At 64.6% G+C, this 25204-nt stretch carries 28 protein-coding genes; 13 read left to right on the top strand and 15 right to left on the bottom strand.

Going from position 1 to position 25204, the window contains the following annotated elements; genetic code table 11:
- The first annotated feature begins 88 nt into the window (after positions 1 to 88).
- From J7357_RS00300 to J7357_RS00260, 9 genes are all read left to right on the top strand, one after another.
- Positions 89 to 1939: a beta-galactosidase family protein gene (locus J7357_RS00300; protein ID WP_209244154.1), complete on the top strand. Its 1851-nt coding sequence runs from the start codon at positions 89 to 91 to the stop codon at positions 1937 to 1939.
- A 286-nt stretch (positions 1940 to 2225) separates the two neighbouring features.
- On the top strand, positions 2226 to 2861 hold the full coding sequence (locus tag J7357_RS00295) for a hypothetical protein (protein ID WP_209244153.1): 636 nt from the start codon (positions 2226 to 2228) through the stop codon (positions 2859 to 2861).
- A 68-nt stretch (positions 2862 to 2929) separates the two neighbouring features.
- A complete protein-coding gene (locus tag J7357_RS00290) occupies positions 2930 to 3244 on the top strand; it encodes a hypothetical protein (protein ID WP_209244152.1) in 315 nt (104 codons plus the stop codon).
- A gap of 115 nt (positions 3245 to 3359) precedes the next feature.
- Positions 3360 to 4055 (top strand): toll/interleukin-1 receptor domain-containing protein, encoded by a 696-nt coding sequence (locus J7357_RS00285; protein WP_209244151.1) that lies wholly within the window; start codon positions 3360 to 3362, stop codon positions 4053 to 4055.
- A gap of 928 nt (positions 4056 to 4983) precedes the next feature.
- Positions 4984 to 5643 carry a hypothetical protein gene (locus J7357_RS00280; protein WP_209244150.1) on the top strand — a complete coding sequence of 220 codons (660 nt, stop codon included), beginning with the start codon at positions 4984 to 4986 and terminating at the stop codon, positions 5641 to 5643.
- Between the two features lie 328 nt (positions 5644 to 5971).
- Positions 5972 to 6322 (top strand): SymE family type I addiction module toxin, encoded by a 351-nt coding sequence (locus J7357_RS00275; RefSeq protein WP_244667161.1) that lies wholly within the window; start codon positions 5972 to 5974, stop codon positions 6320 to 6322.
- A 621-nt stretch (positions 6323 to 6943) separates the two neighbouring features.
- Positions 6944 to 7474 (top strand): ATP synthase subunit I, encoded by a 531-nt coding sequence (locus J7357_RS00270; RefSeq protein WP_209244149.1) that lies wholly within the window; start codon positions 6944 to 6946, stop codon positions 7472 to 7474.
- A 118-nt stretch (positions 7475 to 7592) separates the two neighbouring features.
- Entirely contained in the window at positions 7593 to 7949 is a 357-nt protein-coding gene (locus J7357_RS00265) for a hypothetical protein (protein ID WP_209244148.1), read from the top strand.
- 20 nt (positions 7950 to 7969) lie between these two features.
- The gene (locus tag J7357_RS00260; protein WP_209244147.1) at positions 7970 to 8365 is read left to right on the top strand and encodes a hypothetical protein; all 396 of its coding nucleotides are present in this window, start codon (positions 7970 to 7972) and stop codon (positions 8363 to 8365) included.
- A 114-nt stretch (positions 8366 to 8479) separates the two neighbouring features.
- Here the strand turns inward: J7357_RS00260 and J7357_RS00255 are convergent, their stop codons facing one another.
- The gene (locus J7357_RS00255) at positions 8480 to 9355 is read right to left on the bottom strand and encodes a hypothetical protein (RefSeq protein ID WP_209244146.1); all 876 of its coding nucleotides are present in this window, start codon (positions 9353 to 9355) and stop codon (positions 8480 to 8482) included.
- Positions 9356 to 10365: 1010 nt separating this feature from the next.
- Between J7357_RS00255 and J7357_RS00250 the strand changes: the two genes are divergently transcribed.
- Positions 10366 to 11022, top strand: coding sequence for a tetratricopeptide repeat protein (locus J7357_RS00250; RefSeq protein ID WP_209244145.1), 657 nt, complete (start codon positions 10366 to 10368; stop codon positions 11020 to 11022).
- Between the two features lie 72 nt (positions 11023 to 11094).
- Here J7357_RS00250 and J7357_RS00245 read toward each other — a convergent pair whose 3' ends face one another.
- Positions 11095 to 12102: an NAD(P)-dependent alcohol dehydrogenase gene (locus tag J7357_RS00245; RefSeq protein ID WP_209244144.1), complete on the bottom strand. Its 1008-nt coding sequence runs from the start codon at positions 12100 to 12102 to the stop codon at positions 11095 to 11097.
- Between the two features lie 149 nt (positions 12103 to 12251).
- Between J7357_RS00245 and J7357_RS00240 the strand changes: the two genes are divergently transcribed.
- Positions 12252 to 12638, top strand: a complete 387-nt coding sequence (locus J7357_RS00240) for a helix-turn-helix domain-containing protein (RefSeq protein WP_209244143.1) — start codon at positions 12252 to 12254, stop codon at positions 12636 to 12638.
- Between the two features lie 160 nt (positions 12639 to 12798).
- Here the strand turns inward: J7357_RS00240 and J7357_RS00235 are convergent, their stop codons facing one another.
- The 5 genes from J7357_RS00235 to J7357_RS00215 form a co-directional block, all read right to left on the bottom strand.
- Complete coding sequence (locus J7357_RS00235) at positions 12799 to 13656, bottom strand: Crp/Fnr family transcriptional regulator (RefSeq protein WP_209229658.1); 858 nt, start codon at positions 13654 to 13656, stop codon at positions 12799 to 12801.
- Positions 13657 to 13871: 215 nt separating this feature from the next.
- Positions 13872 to 14213 (bottom strand): RebB family R body protein, encoded by a 342-nt coding sequence (locus J7357_RS00230; protein ID WP_010343221.1) that lies wholly within the window; start codon positions 14211 to 14213, stop codon positions 13872 to 13874.
- Positions 14214 to 14282: 69 nt separating this feature from the next.
- On the bottom strand, positions 14283 to 14609 hold the full coding sequence (locus J7357_RS00225) for a RebB family R body protein (protein WP_010343222.1): 327 nt from the start codon (positions 14607 to 14609) through the stop codon (positions 14283 to 14285).
- Between the two features lie 460 nt (positions 14610 to 15069).
- A complete protein-coding gene (locus J7357_RS00220; protein WP_209244142.1) occupies positions 15070 to 15642 on the bottom strand; it encodes a hypothetical protein in 573 nt (190 codons plus the stop codon).
- A 44-nt stretch (positions 15643 to 15686) separates the two neighbouring features.
- Positions 15687 to 16136 carry a hypothetical protein gene (locus tag J7357_RS00215; RefSeq protein WP_010343224.1) on the bottom strand — a complete coding sequence of 150 codons (450 nt, stop codon included), beginning with the start codon at positions 16134 to 16136 and terminating at the stop codon, positions 15687 to 15689.
- Between the two features lie 7 nt (positions 16137 to 16143).
- Between J7357_RS00215 and J7357_RS00210 the strand changes: the two genes are divergently transcribed.
- Positions 16144 to 16560, top strand: a complete 417-nt coding sequence (locus J7357_RS00210; RefSeq protein ID WP_209244141.1) for a hypothetical protein — start codon at positions 16144 to 16146, stop codon at positions 16558 to 16560.
- A gap of 52 nt (positions 16561 to 16612) precedes the next feature.
- Here the strand turns inward: J7357_RS00210 and J7357_RS00205 are convergent, their stop codons facing one another.
- From J7357_RS00205 to J7357_RS21275, 6 genes are all read right to left on the bottom strand, one after another.
- Entirely contained in the window at positions 16613 to 16846 is a 234-nt protein-coding gene (locus tag J7357_RS00205) for a RebB family R body protein (RefSeq protein WP_010343225.1), read from the bottom strand.
- Between the two features lie 159 nt (positions 16847 to 17005).
- The gene (locus J7357_RS00200; protein ID WP_209244140.1) at positions 17006 to 17512 is read right to left on the bottom strand and encodes a sigma-70 family RNA polymerase sigma factor; all 507 of its coding nucleotides are present in this window, start codon (positions 17510 to 17512) and stop codon (positions 17006 to 17008) included.
- A 300-nt stretch (positions 17513 to 17812) separates the two neighbouring features.
- Complete coding sequence (locus J7357_RS00195) at positions 17813 to 18121, bottom strand: hypothetical protein (protein ID WP_209244139.1); 309 nt, start codon at positions 18119 to 18121, stop codon at positions 17813 to 17815.
- On the bottom strand, positions 18118 to 20322 hold the full coding sequence (locus tag J7357_RS00190) for a hypothetical protein (protein WP_209244138.1): 2205 nt from the start codon (positions 20320 to 20322) through the stop codon (positions 18118 to 18120). The genes J7357_RS00195 and J7357_RS00190 overlap by 4 nt, the downstream gene beginning before the upstream one ends.
- Before the next feature lie 816 nt (positions 20323 to 21138).
- On the bottom strand, positions 21139 to 21513 hold the full coding sequence (locus tag J7357_RS21280; RefSeq protein WP_343237378.1) for a discoidin domain-containing protein: 375 nt from the start codon (positions 21511 to 21513) through the stop codon (positions 21139 to 21141).
- An 18-nt stretch (positions 21514 to 21531) separates the two neighbouring features.
- Positions 21532 to 21834, bottom strand: coding sequence for a hypothetical protein (locus J7357_RS21275; RefSeq protein WP_244667160.1), 303 nt, complete (start codon positions 21832 to 21834; stop codon positions 21532 to 21534).
- A gap of 235 nt (positions 21835 to 22069) precedes the next feature.
- Here J7357_RS21275 and J7357_RS00180 point away from each other — a divergent pair, with 235 nt between their 5' ends.
- Positions 22070 to 23158: a sialidase family protein gene (locus J7357_RS00180; RefSeq protein ID WP_209244137.1), complete on the top strand. Its 1089-nt coding sequence runs from the start codon at positions 22070 to 22072 to the stop codon at positions 23156 to 23158.
- 167 nt (positions 23159 to 23325) lie between these two features.
- On the opposite strand, the gene J7357_RS00175 is transcribed toward J7357_RS00180, so the two are convergent.
- Together J7357_RS00175 and J7357_RS00170 are read right to left on the bottom strand one after the other, a co-directional pair.
- Positions 23326 to 24045: a copper homeostasis protein CutC gene (locus J7357_RS00175; protein WP_209244853.1), complete on the bottom strand. Its 720-nt coding sequence runs from the start codon at positions 24043 to 24045 to the stop codon at positions 23326 to 23328.
- Between the two features lie 14 nt (positions 24046 to 24059).
- Entirely contained in the window at positions 24060 to 25124 is a 1065-nt protein-coding gene (locus J7357_RS00170) for a N(4)-(beta-N-acetylglucosaminyl)-L-asparaginase (RefSeq protein ID WP_209244136.1), read from the bottom strand.
- Positions 25125 to 25204: the final 80 nt, after the last annotated feature.

Genomic DNA, 25204 nt, shown 5'->3' with positions numbered 1-25204 from the left:
TCCGCGCCTGTGCGTGACCCAATGCACGACGGCGCGCGCTCCGGTCGTCCTACTGTCGCAATCGCATCGCTTTTTTCGAGAATCCCCCATGCCGCGTAAGACCCTCGCCGCTCTCGCCCTCGCCCTGGCGTTCGCCCTGCCCTCCGCACACGTGCGCGCGGCCGACAGCGGCGCCGCCTGGCCCGCCTTCGCCACCCAGGGCGATCACTTCATCCGCGACGGCAAGCCGTACCAGGTCATTTCCGGCGCCATCCACTTCCAGCGCATCCCCCGCGCCTACTGGAAGGACCGCCTGCAGAAAGCCCGCGCAATGGGCCTGAACACGGTGGAGACCTACGTGTTCTGGAACCTGGTGGAACCGCGGCCGGGCCAGTTCGACTTCAGCGGCAACAACGACATCGCCGCCTTCGTCGACGAAGCCGCCAAGCAGGGCCTCAACGTGATCCTGCGCCCCGGCCCGTACGTGTGCGCCGAGTGGGAAGCCGGCGGCTATCCGGCGTGGCTGTTCGCCGAGCCCGGCATGCGCGTGCGCAGCCAGGATCCGCGCTTCCTCGCCGCCAGCCAGGCCTATCTCGACGCGCTCGCCGCCCAGGTCAAACCGCGGCTCAACGGCAACGGCGGCCCGATCGTCGCCGTGCAGGTGGAGAACGAATACGGCTCCTACGGCGACGACCACGCCTACATGCGCCGCAACCGCGCCATGTTCGTCCAGGCCGGCTTCGACAAGGCGCTGCTGTTCACCGCCGACGGCCCCGACGTGCTGGCCAACGGCACCCTGCCCGACACCCTCGCCGTGGTGAACTTCGCCCCCGGCGACGCCAAGAACGCGTTCGAGACGCTGGCCAAGTTCCGTCCCGGGCAACCGCAGATGGTCGGCGAATACTGGGCCGGCTGGTTCGACCAATGGGGCGAGAAGCACGCGGCCACCGATGCCGCCAAGCAGGCCAGCGAATTCGAATGGATCCTGCGCCAGGGCCACTCCGCCAACCTCTACATGTTCGTCGGCGGCACCAGTTTCGGTTTCATGAATGGCGCCAACTTCCAGAAGAACCCCAGCGACCACTACGCCCCGCAGACCACCAGCTACGACTACGACGCCGTGCTCGACGAAGCCGGCCGCCCCACCCCCAAGTTCACCCTGTTCCGCGACGCCATCCAGCGCGTCACCGGCATCGCCCCACCGGCGCTGCCCAAGCCGATCCGCTTCGCCGAACTCCCCGCCACACCGCTGCGCGAATCCGCCTCGCTGTGGGACAACCTGCCCGCCCCGGCCGCCACCGCCGACACCCCGCAGCCGATGGAGCGCTACGGCCAGGCCTACGGCTACATCCTCTACCGCACCACCGTCACCGGCCCGCGCAAGGGCAGCCTGTACCTGGGCGAGGTACGCGACTACGCCCGCGTCTACGTCGACCGCACACTGGCCGGCAGCGCCGAACGCCGCCTGCAGCAAGTGGCGGTGGACGTGGACATCCCCGCCGGCCCCCACACCCTCGATGTATTGGTGGAGAACACCGGCCGCATCAACTACGGCGCCCACCTCCCCGACGGCCACGCCGGCCTGGTCGACCCCGTGCTGCTCGACGGCAAGCCCCTGACCGGCTGGCAGACCTTCCCGCTGCCGATGGACGACCCGAGCAAGCTCACCGGCTGGACTACCGCCAAGGTCGACGGCCCCGCCTTCCACCGCGGCACGGTGAAGATCGGCACGCCTGCCGATACGTTCCTGGACATGCGTGCCTTCGGCAAAGGCTTCGCCTGGGCCAATGGCCATAACCTGGGAAGGCACTGGAAGATCGGGCCACAGCGGGCGTTGTATTTTCCGGCGCCGTGGCAGCGGAAGGGCGGGAATAGCGTGATTGTGTTTGATTTGGATAGTGCGCCTGATCCGAGCGTGCGGGGAGTTACGGGACAGGTTTGGAGTACGCCCAGTAACTGACTTATCCGCGGAGCGCGCCGTCCGGTAAATCCGGATGGCGCGGGATCAAACAACTTGTCTACAAATTAAGGCCGCCGGCGGTTTCGCCGAGCGGCCTTTAGCTTGTGACGACCGTCAACAAATGATAGCGTCGGCCTTGTGCGGGGATGCACTGGGGAATGGTGTGGGGCTAGAAGCAAAGATTATGAGATAGCGCGACTACGAAAGATCGAATTTGGGATGTATCGGCGCGCTACAGACCTGTTTTTAAACACTATTTCGTCGCCAACTAGTAGTTAGGCTGCCTATGACAGATCATCAGAAAGGAGATCCGCTTCTAGAATGGAACCGCCTTAGTCGCGAGAACGTGGAAAACGCGATTGTCTCGTCGATGTTCGAGGCGTCATCGGCTGCCATTGAGCCTATCGAAACGTTTGTCACTTGGCTGCTCGCCGGTGCCGCTGCGGTCGCGTCATTTCTGCTAGGGAACTCGGACAAACTTGTTCCAATCTTGGGCGAGCGAGGGTTTCTCTGGTGCGGCCTGCTGCTAGCGGCATCCTGTCTTTTCGGTCTAATCGCAAAGTCCTATTTGCTAAGGGCAGATATCGGCCGGCGCGTTGGTCGGGCAGTAGCGGAGACGTTTGCCCTTCAACTCAAGAAACACGAAGAGGTAGAGCAGGAAATTCAGGCAACCGCACAACAACGGGGAATCGAGCTCGAAACCTACATCAGAATGGAGCGGGTGCTGAGTGAGTTCGTAGCACCTATGCCTGGTCTGGTTAAGTGGCTTGTTGGGCGAACACTCAAGAAGAATGCCGGGAACCCACAGATCGCCTACCTGCCTCGGATCAAAGCTATGAATTGCTCGGGCTTCTTTAGCTTACTCCAGACCACCGCGTTCTTGACCTTCATAGTCGTCGGGTTTGCCGCAGCGGCAACCTAACAGTTCATTAAAGCCGACGCCGCCTCGCGGCGCGGCGCGGCTTAATTTATGCCCATAGGGGAGATCGCATGTGGTTTAGCACACTACTCGGCGCAGCACTGACATTTGGTACTTTTGGGGCCTGTGCACTTTTGACAGTTCTTGTTGGAGACATTTGTTGGCCGCCTCGTTTCGGCGCCCTGCTCGTTGGCGGAGCCGTCTTTGCGCAGGGCTTCATCTTCGCTGATCCGAACCGCTTTTCTCGCAAACTGCATAGCGGCATCACTCTTCAACAGCGCATCATGCACATTAGTTTTGTCGCAACAATTTTCGGCACTCTCTTCGGCGCATTCGGCGATCTATTCCCGTCTATCTATGGGGTGGCCGTTTGTTCTGAGCGGTGATTCCTAACAATTCAAGCCAAAGCCGCTTCGCGACTCGTCTTAATTTAGGCGTAGAGCGCACCAGTCATAACTTCCCGCACCTTGAACATTAAGCCCAAGATCGAAGGATTGATACATGGCCAGATGCACAGCACCAGTACGTGGACACAGTTCGGCGGCCGCGGCAGCAGCATGTCCGGCTTGCCGTTATCGCAGCAACTCACGTTACAACAGCGGCTATATTAGCTCGTACTATCCATCAACGAGCAGTTCCAACTACAGCAGTTCACGCGGCGGCGGCGGTCGCAAGAGCTCAAAGCCTCGCTGGTCCAGCGCAGGATCTGCGGTCTTCTACACACCTCTGGAGGTGCAATCGCTAACACCAATCCGTGAATCGGTGGAGGCTCAGATCGCCCGGCACCCCGACCGACGCGATGTGTTTCTGTGCCACGCGTGGGATGATCGGCAGGGAGCAGCAAAGCAACTGCATGATCTCCTGGAAGCTGCGGGCGTCAAAGTCTGGTTCAGTGAAAAAGATCTTGGCCTCGGCATTCCAATGATGCGTGCAATTGATAAGGGACTAGCCAACTCAAAGGTCGGCCTAGTACTTGTAACACCAGCGCTTCTGGCACGCCTTCCGAAAGAGAGTGTCGCTGACAAAGAACTTTCAACACTACTCGCAGGAAATCGGCTTGTTCCCATTGTGCACAACACTACATATGAAGCGCTTCGCGATGTGAGTCCGATGCTGGCTTCACGAACGGGTTTAGATACTGCAGAGGATTCTATGTCTGAAGTGGCTGCAAAAATTGCCGAGCTTGTTGCCGCGTAAAGAAGGATGGAGTAACGGGACCTGATTGACTTCCTGGGTGGGCCTGACTCGTTACACATGGCCCAAACCAAGACCCAGTGCTTCGCCCGCACAAAGCACCCAGTCAACGATAAGTGAACCTGACCACGTTAGTCGCCGCCTCTAGAGTGGTGCACGGGTTGATGCCTAGCGACTCATTCAAATCGATATCACTTCGCGGCACGACTTAACAGATTCAGTCGATGAAGGGGTGGCATGTGCACTACTTCGCTCTACGGTGGGAAGAGCATCGTTTATCAAAACGAACTGCCCCGTCGGTAATCTCGTAATCTTGAGTAGGGGAGTGTACTTGCCCGCTGTTTCTGCCTTTGGCGCCTAAGTTCGCGCATTCGGCTATACTTGCACTTATTCCCCACCTCGCCGCAGGTCGGCCCAATTCAGTGTAGCCATTGGAATGAGCATTGACACAATTAATCTTCTACTCGGCATCGGCGGATTTCTCCTCGGGCTACTTGCCGCCTACAGCCAGCTTAGATCGTTCACAGCTCAGGCTCTTAGCTCTAGTAAAGCATGGCTGCTTCGTTGGGCAAAGCGGCACAGGGCAGACACCGCAATGTTCGCGGAACATCCAAGTGCTTTCGTTGCCTATTGCATGCGACGGTTGGTGATGGCGTTCGGGACACTGTTTCTTATCCCATACTTTACAGCGCTACTTAAAACTGCATCTTTGGCCCTCCACCCAACCCTGACCTCTGCAATGTCCCTCGTCTTGCCGTCCTACTGTGGCATTCTCTTTGGCTTAATCATTTCCCGCTCGGATGAGGTCAGAGACTATATTTCCAGGAAAAGAGTCGGGGCCAATGGCTAACAGCCCATTAAGCCGAGGCCGCTTAGCGGCGCTGCCTAGCTTAAGCGTTAAACGCTTGGAGCTGTCATGGAAGGTCATAGATTGAACCGCAGCGCCCCAGCAACGGACGGGTTGCTCAAGGCAAGGCTGTCTCTTGGGCATATAATAAGTGACACTCATCCGCTTTCAGCTCAAGATTATGAACTGATTGGAACATTTATTCAGACCTACTGCATCGCAGATCTCGAATCGCGACGCGTGGTCAATTGCCTCACTCACATCAGACTCGGCGAACCCACAGCCTTTGCTTTAAAACTCATCGACAAGGACGTGCTAAATCATCTTGTGGCTAGCGCTGACAGTTGCACTTGGAATATTGATCTGGCCAAAGGACTTTTGAAGGCCGCAGAGATCTTCGTACAGCATCGCCAAATTCGTCATATCTTCGCTCACTGGGCAGGCCGCAGGGTTCCTGGCCATGACGCTTTTATCTTCTTCACCGCAAGCCTGGACAAGCAAAAGACACCGGTAGACGCGACATTTTTTGAGAAGAGCGATGATGCGAACATAAAGTACGCCTTGATGCCAATATCCAACCTTGTCGAAGAGCAGAACAAACTCAAGGGACATGCTCAGTATCTGGCAACAATAGCTGCGGAGCTCGAGAGCAAGGCCCCACAGATTGCTGAACAATTTGCTCAAGATATCGCGACCGGAAAGCTTCAGCTTAGACCTTATAGAGTTTCTGGCGGCCGCACCTAGAAATTTTTCAAGCAGAGGCGCTTGCATAGCCGGAGTCAATTCACTTTAGAAACCTTCACTCGCCGAAAGCAGTTGACATACTCAAAAACCAGTAGCACCATCCCTCCAAGGAGCGTAGAAACTCCTCACGTAGCGGCACCCACCTCCGTCAAACCGGTGGGTTTTTTGTGCCTGTTCGCAGGCACACTCCGACGCGCTGTCTGCGTCGGGAGGGCGGCGAATACAACACCCTTCGGGGAAATAAGCCCGCCGGCTACGTGCGGTTTCTAACCTCCCGACATCCCGTCGCCGTTCGGCGCGGGTTCCTGTCTGCCAAGGAGGCTGTGCCATGCGTCAACCGTCACCCCGCCCCGCCGCTCCCTGCAAGCGCAAGTCGCACAAGCATCGCCACTGCCCGCAGTGGACGATCGTCGAGTCGTCGCTCATCCCCATGCTGACACCCGAGCAGGTCGCCGCCGCCAACGCCGCCGATCTTGCCCGCGCCTCGCGACCGCCCCGCCGCCCACGCCCGCCACAGCAGTGCACCGTCGGCTGCGGCCACTCCGCCAACGGCAAGCGCACGCCCGTGCTGCGCTTGGGCGGCCGCTGGATGGAAGAACTGGGCTTCACCATTGGCAGTACGCTGCGCGTGCAGGTGCGCGACGGCGAGTTGGTAGTGAGCGTGGCCAGCAAGGACTGACACAGCGGTCGCACACCACGCGTATCAAAAGATTGCTTAGATGGCGACCAACCACTTTGTTTCAAGACAGAGAAAATTGCACTTACCCCGTCAGCTTCCCTAGATCGACAACCACAGCTTCCTCGGGAACGGAACCAGGTTGACTTCATAGCAATAGACTCGCCTGGTCGATGGCAGTTTACGCGCTGGCTGGCCGGGGCAATGGCCAGATAGCTGCAGTTATCATGTATTCTGGATGACTATGGACGACGCCAAAAACCTGACCGCGTGCCCCAAGTGCTTGAGCACTTCTCACATTCGCGAGAAGACGCTTCTCATTGGATCCGCAAGTCCGAGAAAAATTTTTGGGAACGGCGAGGAGCGAGTTGGGTATCGACGAAAAGATCAACTTGCCGTGGATGAATGCAAGAGCGAAAAGTTGCAACCAGAACCACTACAGCAGTTCGTGGCTGGATATTACTGTGGAGCCTGCGGAATTGGCTTCCTGCCCGACGATATTGTCGAAAGCTCAATCTGGCCGGCTCCCGTTTTGTTTCGAGAATAAGCACGGAAATCGGCCACTCACCGACCGACCCGAGGCGCCTCCTTAACGCGCCACCCACATCACATCGCAGCCACCGCATGATCGCGCTCCTGCTTCCCCTGATGGTGCTTGCCGCCCTCGGCTTCGTCCTCAGCCTCATCGTCCACGTGATGGCGCTTGCCGGGTATGTGCCGCCAGGTGGCGACGCCGTCTTCGGCATGCACTTCGGCGTCTTCGTTGTCTGGCTGCCGACCGTGCTGCTTTCCCTGCGGCTCAACCACACTTTGAAATCCCGCCATAGCTGGAAGCGCTCGCTGGCGGGATCTCCACGCTGGATGCGCTACGCCGCCTACGGCCTGTTCGCTTACGCCGTCGTGAACTTCTTGATCGTCGCCCACCTCACGAGCGACCAACCGAAAGCGCCAGGCGTGACACCCACCCTGCTGCGCGGATTCTCCGGGCACTGGATGTTTTTCTATGGCATGGCTTTCTCGATGCTGTACTCCCTCTACCGCAAGCCTTGGCTGCTCAGCGTTGCCAAGTGCCCGTCGGGCCACCACGTGGACCACGCGGATCGTTTCTGCTCGTCCTGCGGCGCTGCGCTTCCACAGCGCGATGCGGGCGTTTGATTACGCGCCCGGGCCAGCAGCCTCCACGCGATGACACCAGGCATCGCATGCTGTCGCGCGCCTGATTTCGCGAGGCCCTAGACTTCGACCAGCACATCTGCATCCGGACAGGACATCCATGCACCTCACGCCCCAACAGTTGAACGAACTCTATCCCTACCTCTTCGGCTTCTGGGCCGCGATCGGGCTTGTGGCGCTGGCGTTCTTCACCTTCAACAAGAATGCGCCGCTGAAGCGGCGGGTCCTCATTGTGGGCAGCATCGCGACGAATGTACTGATGCTGGTCTTTTTCTGGGCGACCGGCGCCCCGCCCCTGTTTCTCGTCTTTGCGGCCGCCGTCGTGGGCTACGGCCTCTGGCAGAGCATTCACTTGACGCGCTTCTGCGACGCCTGTGCCGCGCTCAACGCGCCACAAGGCCATCGACAGGCCCGCACGGAATGCAGGAAGTGCGGCGCTGCGCTCGCGAAACCCTGACGACGCACGGCGCGACTCCCATGACGATCCTGAAAGCCGCCGTCTGCTTCGCCCTGCTGTCGCCGATCGGCGCTCTGGCCAGTGCGCCGCATCCCAAACTTCCGAAGAACGCGAGCGCGGCCATCGCCGCCGTCCATCGAGCCGCGGCGCACCGCGATCTGCAGTCCCTTCGCGGCCTGATGGTGCAGGAATTCGTCTGGAGCTTCGGTGGGGATGGCGACGCCGACCAGGCCATCCAGAGCTGGCGCACGTCGCCATCCGAGTTGCGCACGCTTGCCCGGCTCACGGCGCACGCATGCGGGTATGTCGACAAGAACCTGATTCAATGCCCGACGCACGCCGGTATCGACTACCGCGCAGGATTCTCCAAGACGGACCAGGGCTGGCGCATGGTCTACTTCGTGGCGGGCGACTAGCCCATCAGGCCGCGCCGGCGCGGCTCCGTGGCGGAACTTACGCAACCACAGGGTACGCACGATGCCGCCATCCCCACTTTGCGAAGGCGGAACCCCATCACTTGTATGGGGCGGTCATTTCCGACCAAGCAGAGAATTTATGCGGGCTATGTTTCTATCCAAGCGCTCCCCCTCTCCCTTGGGCAACAGGTCATTGCGAACCAACTGCTCGTAGTTCGAGGCACAGGCACCATTCAAGCAAGACCCTTCAATGACCGCCGATCCTGCACCACACTCCGCACCCATCCGACACGCGACGATTCCCCAGGCATATGCGGATGTCTCATCCCCAGCAACGGCCTCAAACGGCCCCAGTTCTGCACCGGATGACTGAGTCGACAGCAGATCCGCAAGTTCGAACATCGCTTCGGAATCTCGCCTCTCGACCGCCGCCTGCACCAGATCGGCGACACTCTCACTTGCCTCGCCCGCATATCTCACATGAAATCGTATTTTTGCAGCCAGATTTCCTGAAGCCGCAGATGCCTTCAACCATTCCTTTTGCGCATCCAGCGGAATGGGAGAACCACCTTCAACCAACGCGCAGTCATCTGCAATGCGCCTGGCAGTTGCCTTCATGGTGGCTGCAGCCTTGCCCGCCTGAAGTGCCATGGCATCCACACCGGAGAGATACTGCTGCCGAGACATGCTGACGGAGAAGCAGCGATCGTACATCCCGGACAGCTCCAATTGAGCCGCTGCATCCCCACGCAACGCATTATCCTTTACTGCTTCAAACCTGGACAGATATTCCGCCGATCGCGATCTAGCGACACCGGATTCGACATGGACACTGTCACTTGGCGTTCCCCTGGATTCGACCGCAGAGGGAATTGACACCTCATCGCCGCTGAGATCGCCAACCCCTTTCTCGCCTTCGACCACGCCACGCACCATCAGCCCTGCGACGAGGGCGACAATGACCAGAGAAACGGAAAGGTACTTCTTCACGCCACCCCCAGATATAGCGCGTAACGGCAGGAACACTGAGGATGGCGCTAAGCGCTGCCGTCACCAGACATCTGTGACGCCTCAGCCCCGTTGCGCGTGAAGCCTACCATCGCGAGCAGCGTTCTCGGCACCCACCGGATCGGCTCCGGCCTGCTGTCCTCACCGCTGCCGGTATCGGATAGGCCGCTAGGCCTCCGCCCAGAACATTCTAGCGCTGCGCTCCCTGGCCCGGGCTTGGATGCCATGCCGCCGCCAAGCATGCCGACGCAAGTTTCGTTCTGCAAACTGTGGCAAACTCGGCGCAGGCGGCAGTGCTGGGGAGCACGGTCGCATCATCCACCAACGGTTCGCCCGCTCACGGCCCAACAATTCATTCAAACCGACGTCGCTTTGTAACGCGGCTTCATTCAAGCCTTAGCCAACAAGGGGGATTTATGGCTACTTGCGGTACGTGTCGCGCAACAATCCTATTTGGCGGCCAGGAACACGCCGGCATGCGCTTTTGCAATGCAAAGTGTGCATCGCAAGGCCGTGTGGCGATGGTGGCAAAGCACGTTCCGAGCGAAGCAGCGCATAGCTTGGCGTCCGAGATCCACAAGGGTTCCTGCCCCAAGTGTTCCGGCGCCGGGCCAGTGGATATCCGTGCGGCACACAGCATCTGGTCCGCTGTATATCTAACCCAATGGCGCAGTACTAATCACATCGTGTGCCGCCGCTGCGGAGTGAAGCAGCAAGCGCTCGCCGCTTTGACGAGCGCTGTGTTTGGCTGGTGGGGTTTCCCATGGGGCCTGATAATGACCCCTGTCCAGATCAGCAAGAACATCGCTGGCATGGCGGGCTCCCATGATCCGTCTAGGCCGTCGCTTGAGCTGATCCATCACGCGCGCTTGATGCTTGCAAGCCGGGCGCTCGCAACCGGTGAGTTAGCCGGCTAACACGTCGTCCAAGCCGACGCCGCTTCGCGGCGCAGCCTCACTCCGGTGTTGGGCCGAACTCGGATGCGAGCCTATATGATCAAGAAATCTCAAATCCATAGAGCAATTCTCACCTTTGCGCTTCTTCTGGCATTCCCTATCCAAGCTATAGCAAGCGACCTTCTAGATGGAATTCGCGCCTATGACAGTGGAAGCTACAAAGCTGCCCTAGGGATACTCGAGCCCCTCGCAGATGCTGGCGACCCATCGGCGCAATACACGCTGGGACTGATTTACCACCATGGCATCGAAGTCAAACAAGATTACCCTCAATCCTTTGGATGGCTTTTACTTGCCGCAAAAAAGGATGTCCCTCAAGCGGCGTACGTAGTTGCGGTCATGTATGCACATGGCCAAGGCGTTAGTTCAGACCCAAAAACCGCGATCCAATGGTATGAGCGCGCAGGAAAGCATGGCTATTCGCCCGCCTTCCATAACCCTGGCGTTCAATACGCTCAAGGCCGTGGGACCGGTGTCGATTACGTCACATCACTCGCCTACCTGATCGTTGCCGCAGATTTAGGGTCATCTTCAGCCGCCCCAAAACGAGACACACTTCTCGACGCACTGAGTTCTGGTGAAATTGCCGCTGCAAAAGCCAAAGCACAGTCAATTTCTTCATCGATAGTGCCTGCCGTGGCGATACCACTCCCGAGAGAACAGAATCTTTCAACAATCAAAGCAGGGGACTGAAGGGTTCGTCCTAACACCTCGTTCAAGCCCAGGCGGTTTCGCAGCACGACTGACCGCCCAAGCAACTACGCTCTAGATCGACAAGCACAGCTTCCCAAAATGCTTCCCCGCCGCCTGGTGCGCGAACGCATCAGCGATATCTGCCAGCGCAAACGTCTGGTCGACCACCGGTTTGATGCCGGTCACGTCGAGGGCGCGGACCATGTCGCGCTGGTGGCTGCGGCTGCCGACGATCAGGCCCTGCAGGGTCTGGTGGCGTTGCATCAGCGCCACGGTCGGCACCTGGCCGGCAATGCCGGTCAGCACACCGATCAAGGCGATGTGGCCGCCGATGCGGCAGGCGCGGATGGACTGGCCCAGCGTGTCCGGTCCGCCCACTTCGATCACCACGTCGACGCCGCGGCCGTTGGTGTAGTCGAGCACCTTGGCCGCCCAGTCGGTATCGCGGCGGTAGTTGATGGTGAAGTCCGCGCCCAGCGCCTGCGCGCGTGCCAGCTTCTCGTCAGAGGACGAGGTGGCGATCACCGTGGCGCCCATGTGCTTGGCGAATTGCAGGGCGAAGATCGACACGCCGCCGGTGCCGAGCACCAGCACGGTGTCGCCGGCCTTCAGCCGCGCGTCCACCACCAGTGCACGCCAGGCGGTGAGCCCGGCGGTCGTCAACGTCGCCGCCTCCGCGTGGCTGTAGCCGCGCGGGGCGTGCGTGAACCAGTGCGCGGGACGAACGACGTATTCGCGTGCATAGCCGTCGACGCCGTCGCCGGGCACGGTGGCGAAATCGGCGATGGTCGGGCCGCCATCCAGCCAGGTCGGGAAGAAGGTCGAGACGACGGCGTCGCCCACGGCGAACTCGTCCACGCCCTCGCCCACCGCCTCCACCACGCCAGCGCCGTCGGACATCGGGATGCGGCCGTCGGCGCTGGGCATGCGCCCGGTCACCACGCCCAGGTCGTGGAAGTTGAGCGAGCTGGCATGCACGCGCACGCGGAGTTCGCCGGCGCCCGGCTGGCCGGGGTCGGGCAGATCGACGAGGCGGAGGTTCTCGAGGCCAGCGGGCTGGTGCAGGGTGATGGCTTTCATGGGCACGACATCCTTGGGGGAAAGTGGCGAGGGGCAGCGCCGCATCGGTTGCAGCGAAACCGCATTGCAGGCATTGTCGGGATGCACTTCCTGCATCGCAAGAACGTACAATTTTCGCAGGTACTATCAATTTTGTAGGTACAACGACCATGCGTCTGAAACGTCTGGATGGCAAGAGCGGCTGCGCGGTCGAAGTCACGCTTTCGGTGATCGGCGGGGTGTGGAAGCCGGTGATCCTGTTCCACCTGCTCTCCGGCAAGAAGCGCTTCATGGAACTGACGCGCCTGGTTCCCAATGCCACGCAGCGCATGCTGACCTTGCAGTTGCGCGAGCTCGAGGAGGACGGCGTCATCGTGCGCCACGTCTATCCGCAGGTGCCGCCCAAGGTCGAATACGCGCTGACGCCGCTGGGCCACTCCCTCGCGCCGGTGCTGATCAGCCTGCGCGAATGGGGCGAGGCGTATCGCAGCAACGACCTGTCGCGCGCACCGGCCGCAGTCCCGGACTGCGTGCGTGGCGATACAGTGGCGAGCTGATGGTCGCGCAAGCGCTCCCCGGGAGCGCGAGCACTGGTGTCGGTTCCTTTGGTATCGCATCACCCGACGCCGCTCGGATCTGCACCGCGTTGCGATTTCCGGCGTCGCGTACGGCGAACGCGCGGCAGGCATTCGATCCCGCCATCGGTGAGCAGTGGCCTCAGTCGGCGCGGCGATCGGTCCACGGCGGACAGGCGGCACGCGCCGGCGTGTCCTCGCCGTCCGACACCGACATCGCCGCCGCGCCCTGCAGGCTGGCCTTGGCATACAGCGCGCCGAGGTCGTGGACGCGCAACAGGTGGCGGCGTCGGCTGACCAGGCCGCTGCGGACCCAGCGCTGCAGTTGCGCATTGAGTTTGGAGCGGCTGGCGTTGAGCATCGCCGCCAGGATGCTCTGGTTCGGCGGGAGCGCGACCGTATCGCCGCCGCCCGCGTGCGGCGCCTGCAGTTCGAGTTGATGCAGCACGTAGCGCGCCAGGCGCACTTCCAGGCGGTGCAGGCAGATGCTTTCCAGACTGTCCAGGGTCTGCCGCAGGCGCAGACGCAGCAGCGCATCGATCCGCTGCTGGAACAGCGGCACCGTCATCAGCGCGGCGAAATGGCGGCGCGCGAGTTTCAGCACGCAACTCGGGCCGAAGGCGATGGCGGTGAAGCTGCGCCCATGCTGTTCCAGCAAGGCCTGCTCGTCGACCAGCCCGCCCGGCTCGATGGTGCCGACGATCAATTCCTGCCCATCGGGTCCGTACAGCACCTTGTACAGGCGCCCCTGCACCACCACCCCGACGAAACTGCTGGGATCGTGCTTGAAGAACAGCACGCTTCCCGAGTCCAGGGCGCATTCGCTGGCGTGCGCGAGCAGGTAATCGAGCGCCGACGCGGGCATGCCCTGGAACACGGCCGAGCGCTCCAGCAACGGGCGATGGCGGGCGCCGGCCGCATCCGCGGGCGGGGCGTCGCTGGCGTCGGCCGGCAGGATGCGGTCGGCGCGCTGCAAATCGGCGATTGCAGGAAGGTCCATAGTTCCCCTTCCCTGGGCGCAGGGGGCGTGGCGCCAGGGCCTCGAACGCACCCTGTCGCGGCAGGCCGCCAAGGCGCGTGCCGTTCGAGTGCAGTGGGTCATCAAAGGGCGGCGATGGCCGCGTGGTGATGGCGTCGCTCCGGCCCGTGTCGGGACCGGAGCGACGCGTCCAGCCGGACGGCGCCACGCAGCCGCGTGACGTCGCGCTTGCGGGCTCAACCCTTGCTGTAGGGCGAACCCTGGAACGCCTGCAGCACGGTCAGCAGGCTGGTCAGGTTGTCCGACACGCCGGTCTGGGCGATCTTCTCCGACGCGCCCGCGGCCGCGGTGGTGTCCAGGCTGTACACCTGCATGACGCCCTGGTTGTTCGCCGCCTGCGCCAGCGTGTTCTGCTGCTGCTGCGCGGCGACCGCGTTCTCGTACAGGATGCCGCTGGAGTGCGCCAGGCTCTGGTAGATCGAGCCCATCGCGAAGGCCGGCGCTTCGCCGATGACCTTGACATTGGACTGGGTGACGGCGTCGGTGATCTGGTTGTTGACTGCGGTGGGATAGGCCATGGAACGGTCCTCGTTAGGAAGGGAGTTGCATGGCTAGCGCCGCCTGGCGGCGGCGTTAGCGCGTGTGGCTTACGACTGCTTGAACGCGTTGAGCACGGTCAGCAGGCTGGTGAGGTTGTCGGACACGCCGGTCTGCGCGACCTTCTCGGTGGCGCCGGCGGCGGCGGTGGAGTCGAGGCTGTAGATCTGCATGACGCCCTGGTTGGCCGCGGCCTGCGCCAGGGTGTTCTGCTGCTGCTGCGCGGAGACGGCGTTCTCGAACAGGATGCCGGTCGAGTGCGCCATGCTCTGGTAGATCGACGCCATCGCAAAGGCCGGCGCCTCGCCGATGACCTTCACGTTGGACTGGGTGACCGCATCGGTGATCTGGTCGTTGACCGCGGTGGGAAATGCCATGTGTTCGCTCCTGGTTGGGGTACGGCCCACGCCGTACGATCTCTGAAAACGGGACAGTGCAGAACCTGTGAAACCTGTGCGGCGTTTGTCTCGCCAGCGTCGTCGCGATGCGCGGGCGACGCAGGAACACCGACCGCGATACGCCGCGACCTCGACCGATGCGTGTTGCAACCACTGCGGTGCAGGCCACCTCGCTGCCTCCGCCACCATGCAGTGCGATTCACCCGTACCGCAGGCGAACGGACGATGGCGTGCGACATGCCACCGATTGGATTACCGATGACGCGCAGCTGCGTTCGCTGCCAGGACATGGCGCCATGGCTGGCGCAGGCCGCACGACACAGCCGACGCATGCCACACGCGCCACACGCCACGCATACGTTCGTGCGCAGCAGACACGCGCACACGGCGCGCGCCTCCGCGTGGGATACGCGAAGGCGCCGCCGTGCAGCGGAACGGCTCAGGCAGCCGGAGGCGACGATGGCGCGTGCGGCTCCGCGGCCGGTGCGGCCGACTCGGCCGCGATGAGCCCCTGCGCACGCGCTGCCTCCACCACCGCCTGCATCTGCTGGGCCAAGCTGCCGAACTCGCGTTCGAAGCACGCACGCACTTCGGCCTGCACGAGATTGGCCAGGCGATCGGCGATCTGCGACATCACCAAGTGGTTGCTGCCGCCCTCGCCGCTCTGCGGCGGCCGCAACTGGTTCGGCCGCAACTGGCCCAGCGAGTCGGCTGACTGGACAGCCTTGAGCACCGCCGCTTCGCTGGCCGCGGTGGCCCCGTTCAGCGCGCCCCGGCTGTTCTGCATCGTCTGCTGCATCTGCTGGATCAAGCCTTTCACGCGCTCGCGCTCGGCATCGATCAGCGACGGCGAACTGCCGGCTGTTTCGGCGGCAGGCACTGCCGGCGGTGCGGACGTTTCCGACGCGAAGCGCCGCAGTTGCTCCTCCTCAAGAGGAAGTAGCGGGCGACGCAACCAGTTCTCGGCGAACTGGCGCAGCGTGGCGAAATCGGATGCTTGGTTGTCCTGCATGGCGCTCCCCTGTGCGTGTGGTGAAACCGGTGGTACGAACTACCTTACGTGGACGCGGACTTGCGGCCGCGCATCAGGTCCGCGTACTTGGCGATGCTCTGGTCGATCTTGTCGATGGCGAAGCCGGCGGACTCGGCCTCCAGCGCGCCGGCAGCGGCCGCCACCGCTGCGGCGGCCCCGACCAGCACGTCGGTGGCCAGCACGCCCAGCGCATCCTCGGCGGCCTGCTCCATCTTGTTCTCGGCCAGGTTCTCGGTCATCTGCTTGAGCAGCACGCCCTGGCTGGCCAAGGCCATCTTGCTGACACCGTCGAAGTACACCGCCGCCGATTGCGCGATCAGGCCCGAGGCCTGGCTGATCAGCATGTTCGAGCCGACCACGATCTGCGACGGCGCGTAGGCCATGGTCTCGGCATTGGTGAGCTGCACGGCCTGCACGATCTTGCTGTTGAGCGCATCGCTGGCCGGGCTGGCCGCCGAGGCCTGCGCGAGCATGTGCGTGTTGAGCGTCCTCAACATGGACGGCGGTGGCGGCGGTGGCGGTGGCGAGACCGCGGCCGCAGGCGATGCCGTGGGCGGCGCTGCGCCATCGCCACCTGCCGCTGGTGCGGCGTCGGCGCTGGACTCGGCTGTGCCGGGCGCGGCGGCGGCGGCGGCAGCAGCGGCCGGCGCGCTGTCGCTCGCCGACGCTGTGGCGGACGGGTCGCTCGCCGCAGCCGCAGTGGGTGCTGCTGTGTCATGCACCGCAGCCGAAGGGGCTGCCGATGCGTCGGTCGTCGCCGGTGCCGCCGCAGGCGCGTCCGGCGTCTGCGCCGCAGCCGCGGCCGATGCCGGCGCCGTTGCCGCGCTGGCCGGCGCCGCGGCCGTCGGGGATCCCGGGGGTTTCTTGCTTGCGAAAGGCCACATGCCACTCTCCTGATGGATGGATCGGTGCCCGCCTCAGCCGCCGCGGCGCGGGCCGCGGCGCTGCATCACTTCTCGCCGATCGCCATGATCAGCGCCACCGCCTTGGACACCACGGCGTTGGAGACCTGGTTCAGCGCCTGCTGGCTGTGCACCGCGTTCTGCAACGCCAGCCCGGTGGAGTGGCTGGAGACCTGGTACAGCGAGGCGATCGCCTGGGCGGGCGCCTCGGCGACCACCTTGACGTTGGTCTGGGTGACTGCGTCGGTGATCTGCGAATTGACGAGCGTGTTGTCTGCCATGAGCCTGGTTCCTTGGTGAGTCGCCTGCCGGGGAGGCGCCGCGACGGGGATGGCCGGTGCCACGCCCCGCCGCGGCGCCCGCGATGCCGCGGCCCTGGACGGCCCGGCGTGGAGGGAAAACGCCGCCGTGGGCGGCTTGTGAAACAGCAGCCGACGCGCTCATTCGGCCACCATCGCCAGCCGCAGGCGCTTGCGCAGCAGTTCCACGCGCTTGCGCGCCAGCGGCTGGTTGATGCGCAGCAGGTTGGCGATGGCCGGATACGGCAATTCCTCGACGAAGCGATAGGCGAACAGGCGGCGCTGCTCCCGACTCAGCGCCGCCACCGCCGCCACCACGCGCTCCATCTGCTCCTCCAGCTCGGCGCGTTGCAGGGCGGTCATTGCTTGATCGGCCACGGCGTCCACTTCCTTAGCCTCGGATGGGCGGTCCAGCGGCTCGCCGCCGCCGCGGCGCCGTCGCACCAGGTCCAGGAACACGTGGCGCAGCACCACGAACAGGAATCCCTGCGGATCGGTCATCGCCTCCGGCGAGCGGCGCATGAACAGCAGCGCCTTCACCGCGGTATCCGACAGCAGATCCTCGGCCGCGTCCGCACGCCCATTGGCCAGCCGCAGCGCACGCCGCCGCAGGTCCGGCAGCGTCGCGCGCCAGGCGCGGGTGAACATCTCGTCGGCCTCCACGAATCGCTTGGCGGTTGTGCCTGCCTTTTCCTTTGCCGTCTCCATCGCATGCTCCGAAATCCCGTTGTGCGACGAGTCTCTGTGGCGGTCGGCGGCAATAGCTGTTCCCTGGGTGACAACCGCGGGCGCGATGTACGCGCAGCCGCACGGCGTGTGGGGCGCGCGCGCGCTTTGTCTACGCCTGCATACGGCTGAAGCGGCGGCGCTGCGGTTATGTGGGCCAGTCGCGCAAAAAAATGGGCCCGCTTCACGGACAGCGGGCCCGAATCGTGTCTTGCGGACGGCTCAGCGCAACAGCTTGATCAGCGCCTCCAGCACCTTCTGGTCGCTCAGCGCATGCAGCAAGCGCTGCATGTCCGCCGTGGCCTCGGTTGCCGGCGGCACAGGCGTCGGCGCTGGTGCCGGCGACTGCGACGACGGTGGCGGCGGCTCCTGCGGCGGCGTCGCGGGCGGTGCGGTCGCCGTGCCGGCCGTAGGTGTGGGGGTCGATGTCGGTGCGGGCGCGGTGACGGCCGCACCGACACGCGACAGTTCCGTGTGCCACAGGTAGGCGGCGACGTCGTCCGTCGCCGTCGCGTCCCAGGCGCCGATCATGCCGCTGCCGGCGGCGAACGCCGCACCACGACCACCGAGGCCGGGCCCTTGAAGCCATCCAGCGATTCCAGCCCGAGCAGGCTGCCAGTGACCTCCAGCGCGTTGGTCGGCCCCACCGTGGCGCGCCAGTAGCTCAACGCCAGCCTGCGCAGCAGCGCGGCCATGGTCTGCAGCAGATCCACCTGCAGTTCGTTCTGGTTGCTCGGCAGCAGCTTGTAGATCAACAGCACCAGCATGCGCAGGTATTCGCGCTGCACGCCGGTGTGCTCCACGCCCTGGCCGTCGGCGCCCAACAGGTAGGACCGCCAGTTCTGCACGACCAGCAGCGCACGCACCATGGCCTGGTAGCGCAGCGCTGCGGCCGGGGCGTCGCCGGCGCAGTACAGCACCAGCTTGCAATAGGTGCCGAACAGGAACTCGGCCTGCGCCGGGTCGTAGATCGGCTGCAGCGCCGCCTGCAGTTGCCCCTGCAGATACGCCTGGTTGTTGTTCAGCGTCTCGGCCAGATCGCCGGGCTGCTGGCTGATGGCGATGAACTGGGCGATCTGCGCCCGGTCCAGCCCCTGCGCCTCCATGCTCAGCACCGCATTGCCGACCGCCTCCAGCACGTCGGTGTCGATGTAGCCGTCCAGTTGCCGATAGCCGCGATTGAGCCGGTAGCCCTGCACCGAATCGAACAGCGCCGAGGCACCGGTGATGGCGTTGCTGCCCAGGTTGGTGTCGAAAGCCAGCCACGGGTAGCGTGCGGCCATGTAGCTGCGATAGTAGTAGTCGTGCCCCAGGCGGAACGCGTACAGCGGGTTGTTCTCCACCAGCGCGTGGTAGACGTCGCGACCGCCGTCGAGCGATGGCTGGTCCAGCGCTTCGCTCAGCGCCATCACGTTGCGCTTGGCGTTGTAGCCGGCCAACTCGCGCGACAGCGGTGCGTTGATGTCGAAGCGACGCAGCACGTGGCCGTCGTGACTGAAAGCCGTGTTGCTGAACAACTCCTCGAACAAGCCCTGCGGGGTCGCGGTCCCGCGGGTGGGGCGTGGCGTGGCGCCGCGCTTGCCCTTCGCAGCGTTCCAGGCATCCAGCACGTGCACGGACAGCGCGGCGTAGAAGCGTGCATCCGGGTCGCCGATCTGGTGCAGGTAGTAGCCTGTCACCGAGCGGTTCTCCGCACCGAAACCGCTGCCCTCGCCGCAGTGGATGTGCACGATCGCGCGCAGCGCGCGCTTCCCGCTGCCGCTGCCGAAATTGGCGCTCAGCGCGTTGGCGTTGCGCTGCAGCCAGGTGAACAGTTCGGCGTAGTTGCCGACCTTGTTCTCCGCGCCGAGCAGGTCCAGCCCGACGATGGTCGAATCGCCTTTGCCGTTCCCGGTCAGCAGCGGCGCGATCTTCTTGTCCAGGAAGTCCTTCAGCTTGTCGTCGGCCATGTAGTGGTCGGCCGAATGCACCAGCAGGCGGTAGTCGGTGCCGTACTGGACGTTGTAGTCCTGCGCCAGCTCGGCCAGTTGCGGAATCTCGTCCTCGGTGGCGGCGGCCTGGATCAGCAGCACACCGTCCTCGCGCAGGTAGCCGAAGGTCGACCACACCCACATGCGGTAATCGGCCTTCTGCGACTCGCTCCAGGTGCCGTACTTGGCCGGATCGCCCTGGCAGAGCTGCTTCACGAAATGGCCGCGCAGCTTGTAGGCATCGTCGAACGGGGTGTACTTGCTGGCGCTGTAGAACTTGTTGTTGAAGTAGCGCACCAGGCTGCGCAAGTTGGCGTCGGGCCCCTCCGCCGAGGCCAGGGCCGGGGCGACGATCTCGGCGTCCACCAGCGTGTAGAGCATGGGCGATTGCGGCGGCAGCGCCAGTTCGCTGCGCACGTAGCCGTACTCGGCGGCGATCACCTGGCAGGCGATGTAGATGTTCTCCGCCACGCATTCAGCACGTTCGTACTCGGTGCGGTCGCGCTTGGCCAGCAGCTTTGCGAAGGGATTGCTGCCGCGCTCGCTCATCAGCGTCAGCGCATAGCGGAACAGCAGCAGCTCGCCCTTGGCCGACGCATGCGGATCGTCGGCATAGAAGCGCTGTGCCAGCAACTGCGCCAGCGATGGCCGCGTGTCGTCCAGGGCCTTGCGCTGGGTCGGCAGGATGCCGGTGAAGTGGCTGTGGAAATCGCAGACGTAGCGGTTCAGTTGAGTCTGCTGTGCAAGCTTGAAATAGGCCATGGCGGATCCTTGAAGGGAAGAGAACGGCAGCGGCAGCCGCCGCCCGGGAACAGGGCCGCAGCCCGGTTTGCAGGCGCTTTCCGCGGCGCGCCGACGTCGCCATGCGGAAGCGGGGAAGGACGCGCTTCGCGCGGCGGCGAAGATCGGCAAGACGCGCAGACAGCTACGCCACGGCCGTGGACCGGCGCGAACACGCGCAACGCGCGCAGCAACGCCTGCGAGGTCAACGGCGCACTGCGCGCATCCCAGGACGGCGCCAGGGCCACCGCCAGGCAGGCCAGGGTCACGCACATGCCCTGGCGCAGACGCGCCCACTGCCGCAGCCGTCGACGCTGTTCGGACGACAGGGCACGGAACCGGGATGCACCTGCTCGATCGGGCATGGCGTTGCTCCACGATGACGGGACCACCCCGGCGGCTCGACCGCAGCGCGTCGGCGGCACGGCACGCGCCCCGGATGGAGGGCGACACCCCTCTAAACGTGGCCGCGGCGGAGGCGTGAATGCGGCGCGTGTCGGATGCAATCGCACGAAGGCACAGGAAACGCGGCACGCGCACGCGGTGCGTGCCTCCAGATCGGCACGCGGTGCATGTCGTGTGCTATCGCGTGTCCTTGCGGCGCAGGTTGCGACCGTCGGAGCGGCGTGCGGCCGTACCCTCACCCCCGCCCCTCTCCCGGGGGGAGAGGGGAGTGGTGTGTCGTCGAGTCCGGGGCCGCAGCGACGTGCTCGCCGCAAACGCAGCGCAGCGCTGCAATAAAAAAAGCCGCACCTGACATCGCCGGGCGCGGCTTCGGTGGCGTGTCGCGGGCTGGGATCAGCGCGTGGCGTTAGCGCCCACGTTGAACAGCTGGAACGCGCGGATGTGCGCGGCATCGACGCTGGACAGGATGTTCAGGCGCACGCGCGAGGTGGTGACCGCGGGGAAGCGATCGATCTTCATGTGGCCGACCGCCTGCGCATGCGCCACCTTGATCCAGGCGCCGTCGCGGAACACTTCCACGGCGTACTTCTGCACCAGTTGGCCATCGTTGCGCCATTCCATCGACATCGCCTTATCGAAGGTCACCGGCTGCTTGAACTGCAGCTCCAGCGTGGCGTGGTGCGAGCCGTCCGACGTGCTCCAGAAGATGTCGCGGTCGCTGTCCACCGCCGCGGCGATGCCGTCGTCGTTCTTGAGCCGGCCGCGCACCAGGTTGCGGTCGGCGCCTTAGCGCGCCTGCAGCGCCTGGCCCATTCCTGCGGCCACTTCTCGTCGGCCTCGGGCAGCAGGCCGCGCTTGTCCGGGACGATGCCCAGCCAGCTGGCCGCCGCGGCCGACGCTGTCTTCCCGGATCTGCACCAGTTCGTCGACGCTCTTGAGCGCCTGGTCGCTGTTCGGGTGCCAGAACCACTGCAGCCTGCGCAGAGGCGTGTCCACCTCGGCCGGGCGCCAGCGCAGGTCGCCGCGGCGATCGATGGTGTTCCAGTTCTCGCCCTCGATCACCCCGGCCGCGTTGCCGACCCAGCGCACGTCGCCGTACTCGAACAGCGCGGTGCCGGCGAAGACCCGGCGAGCAGCGGTGGCGCGGCCAGCACGGCCAGGCCGAATACGGCCAGCCAGCGGAGCGGACAGAGCGGACGGTCCGGCATTGCGATTCCGCGCAATCGTCGGTCGGGCAGGCAGGCGGCGTTACCGCTGGTGTCAGCATATGGTATTTAATTGATGTTAAATAGGTATCCCCATTTGCGGGCCAGGACCGTACCACATGATGTCGCCTTCGCTGTTCCCCCTGCTGTCGCTGTTCGCGGTGCGCGCCATCGCCGGTCCGGCCGCCGTCGCCCCGCCGCAGGTGCCGCCCTCGCCCATCGTCTACAGCGAATTCGTCAACGCGCAGGCGCCGACCGCGCAGTGCCACGCCTCCACCCTGGTGGAAACCCGCGACGGCCTGCTCGCGGCCTGGTTCGGCGGCCGCCACGAGGGCGCCGACGACGTCGCCATCTGGGTGGCTCGCCGTGACGCGCACGGCTGGCAACCGGCGCAGCGCGTGGCCGACGGCGCGCAGCCGCAGGGCAAGCCGTTGCCGACCTGGAATCCTGTCCTGTTCCAGCCTGCGCAAGGGCCGCTGCGGCTGTTCTACAAGGTGGGTCCGGACCCGAAGCGCTGGTGGGGCATGCAGACCACGTCCAGCGACGGCGGCCACCACTGGTCCACGCCCGAACGCTTGCCCGACGGCATCCTCGGCCCGATCAAGAACAAGCCGGTGCAGTTGCCCAGCGGCCGCATCCTCAGCCCCAGCAGCAGCGAAGACGCCGGCTGGGTGGCGCACATGGAATGGTCCGACGACAACGGCACGCACTGGACCCGCGGCCCGGCGATGAACGACCCGGCCAGGATCGGCGCGATCCAGCCCAGCGTGCTGCTGCACAAGGACGGCCGCCTGCAGGCGGTGGGCCGCAGCCAGCAGAACCACGTGTTCAGCACCTGGTCGCGCGACAACGGCCGCACCTGGGAACCGATGACCCTGCTCGACCTGGCCAATCCCAATTCCGGCACCGACGCCGTGGTGCTGGCCGACGGCCGTTCGCTACTGGTCTACAACCCGACCGAGGCCGGCAAGGACTGGTGGGACGGCCGCGGCGTGCTCGCCGTCGCGCTGTCCGACGATGGCCAGCACTGGACCCGCGTGCTGACCCTGGAAGACAGCCCCAAGGACGAGTTCTCCTACCCCGCGGTGATCCAGACCCGCGACGGCAAGGTGCACATCAGCTACACCTGGAAGCGCACGCGCATCAAGCACGTGGTGCTGGATCCGAAGCGATTGAGCGGCACGCCCGCAGCGGGCGCGTCACGCTGACCTCGCTGCGGTCGCGCGCCGCGCACCACCCATCAGCGGTGGTCTGCGCGGTGGAGCCTCCCCCAAACCGCCGCCCCGCGTAGGAGCGGCTTCAGCCGCGACACACGAATCTCGTCACCATCCGCCGCACCGCTGCGATCCGATGCTCACCACGCATCGGCGGCGCCCTACTCTGCCAGCAACGCCACCATCCGCCGCACCCGCGCCACATCGGTCTGCATGCGATCGCCGCCCAGGCTGCGCACATGCGGATGCGGCGATGTCGCCCGCGATGCCAGCGGCCCACGCGCCGAGCCATGGAACTCGCGCGCGCCGGTGCGCGCACGCAACTGCGCCAGGTTGGCTTCGGTGACGCCAGACCCCGGCATCACGCTCAGGCGCGCACCGGCCTGCTGCACCAGCTCGGCGATCAGGTCGGCCCCCTCTTCCGCGGTCTCGCGCGCACCGGAGGTCAGCACCCGCTCGCAGCCCAGCGCGATCACATCCTCCAGCGCACGCCGCGGATCGGCACTGACATCGAAGGCGCGATGGAAGGTGACCCCGAGCGGCCCGGCCGCGGCGATCAGCTCGCGCATCGTTTCCTTGTCCACCTCGCCGTCCGCGGTCAGCGCGCCGAGCACCACGCCGTCGCAGCCCAGGCGCACGCACTGCTCCACGTCGCGACGCATCGCCTCCACCTCCGCCGCGTCGAACACGAAATCGCCGACCCGCGGACGGATCAGCACGTACAGCGGAATGCGCAACCGATCGCGCACCGCCGCCAACGTGCCGAACGACGGCGTCAGCCCACCGCCATCCAGGCCGCCGCACAATTCCACCCGCATCGCCCCACCGTCCTGCGCGGCCAGCGCCGAGCCGATCGCATCGGCGGCCACTTCCAAGCCCATCGGCACGCTCCCGCTCATGCCGCCGGCGCCGCGAAATGGCTCTGCCCGGGCAGCAACAGATCCTGCCGCTGCGCATCGCAGACCGCATAACTGAAACCGGGTTGGATCGCGAACGCACCGACCTCGCCGCGCTTGTTCATCGCCAGGAACCCCACCTGCAGGTCGCGGGTGAGTTCCGGCTTGCGCCGCACGATGCGCATCACCACCTCGCGGCAGGCCTCGGCCGGGCTCTTGCCCTGCCGCATCATCTCCACCACCGCGAAACTGCCGACGTTGCGGATCACCTCCTCGCCGACGCCGGTGGAGGTCGCACCGCCGACCTCATTGTCCACGTACAACCCCGCCCCGATGATCGGGCTGTCGCCGACCCGGCCGTGCATCTTCCAGGCCATGCCGCTGGTGGTGCAGGCCCCGGACAGGTTGCCATGCGCATCCAGCGCCAGCATGCCGATGGTGTCGTGGTTGTCCTTGCCGCCGGGCAACGTGCCGCGGCGATAGGCGCGATTCTCGATATTGGCCTCGGGCGCGTAGTGGGAGGTCTTCAGCCACTCCTTCCACGCCTGTTCCGACTCAGGCGTGAGCAGCTTGGTGCGCTCGAAGCCCTGCGCCAGCGCGAACTGCAGCGCGCCATCGCCGACCAGCATCACGTGCGGCGTCTTCTCCATCACCCGCCGCGCCACCGAGATCGCATGCACGATGTCCTCCAGCGCCGCGACCGACCCGCAGCCACCGGTGTGATCCATGATGCAGGCATCCAGCGTGACCCGCCCATCCCGGTCGGGATACCCGCCCAGCCCCACCGTGTGATTGTCCGGATCCGCCTCCGGCACCCGCACACCCGCCTCCACCGCATCCAGCGCCGCGCCACCGCGCGACAGCACCTGCCATGCCGCTTGGTTCGCGGCGACGCCAAAGTCCCAGGTGGAGATCACCCGTGCTGCGCCCTTTGGCAGGGGGCCGACACCGGCCTTGGCTTGCACCTTGGCCACGGCGGCGCGCGCGCCCGGCAGCACACCGCCCAACCCGGCGGCCAGGGCGCCGAAGGCGGCGGTTTTCAGGAAGTGGCGGCGTTGCGGCATGGGAGGCTCCGGCGTTGGGAGGGCGCGCGGGAGGGGGGCGCGTGGCCTTACATCATGCGGCAGAGTGGGATGGGATTGAA

It is taken from the genome of Xanthomonas sp. D-109, assembly GCF_017746095.1.
Lineage (GTDB): Bacteria > Pseudomonadota > Gammaproteobacteria > Xanthomonadales > Xanthomonadaceae > Xanthomonas_A > Xanthomonas_A sacchari.
This window is presented reverse-complemented; position numbering and strand designations above follow the sequence as displayed.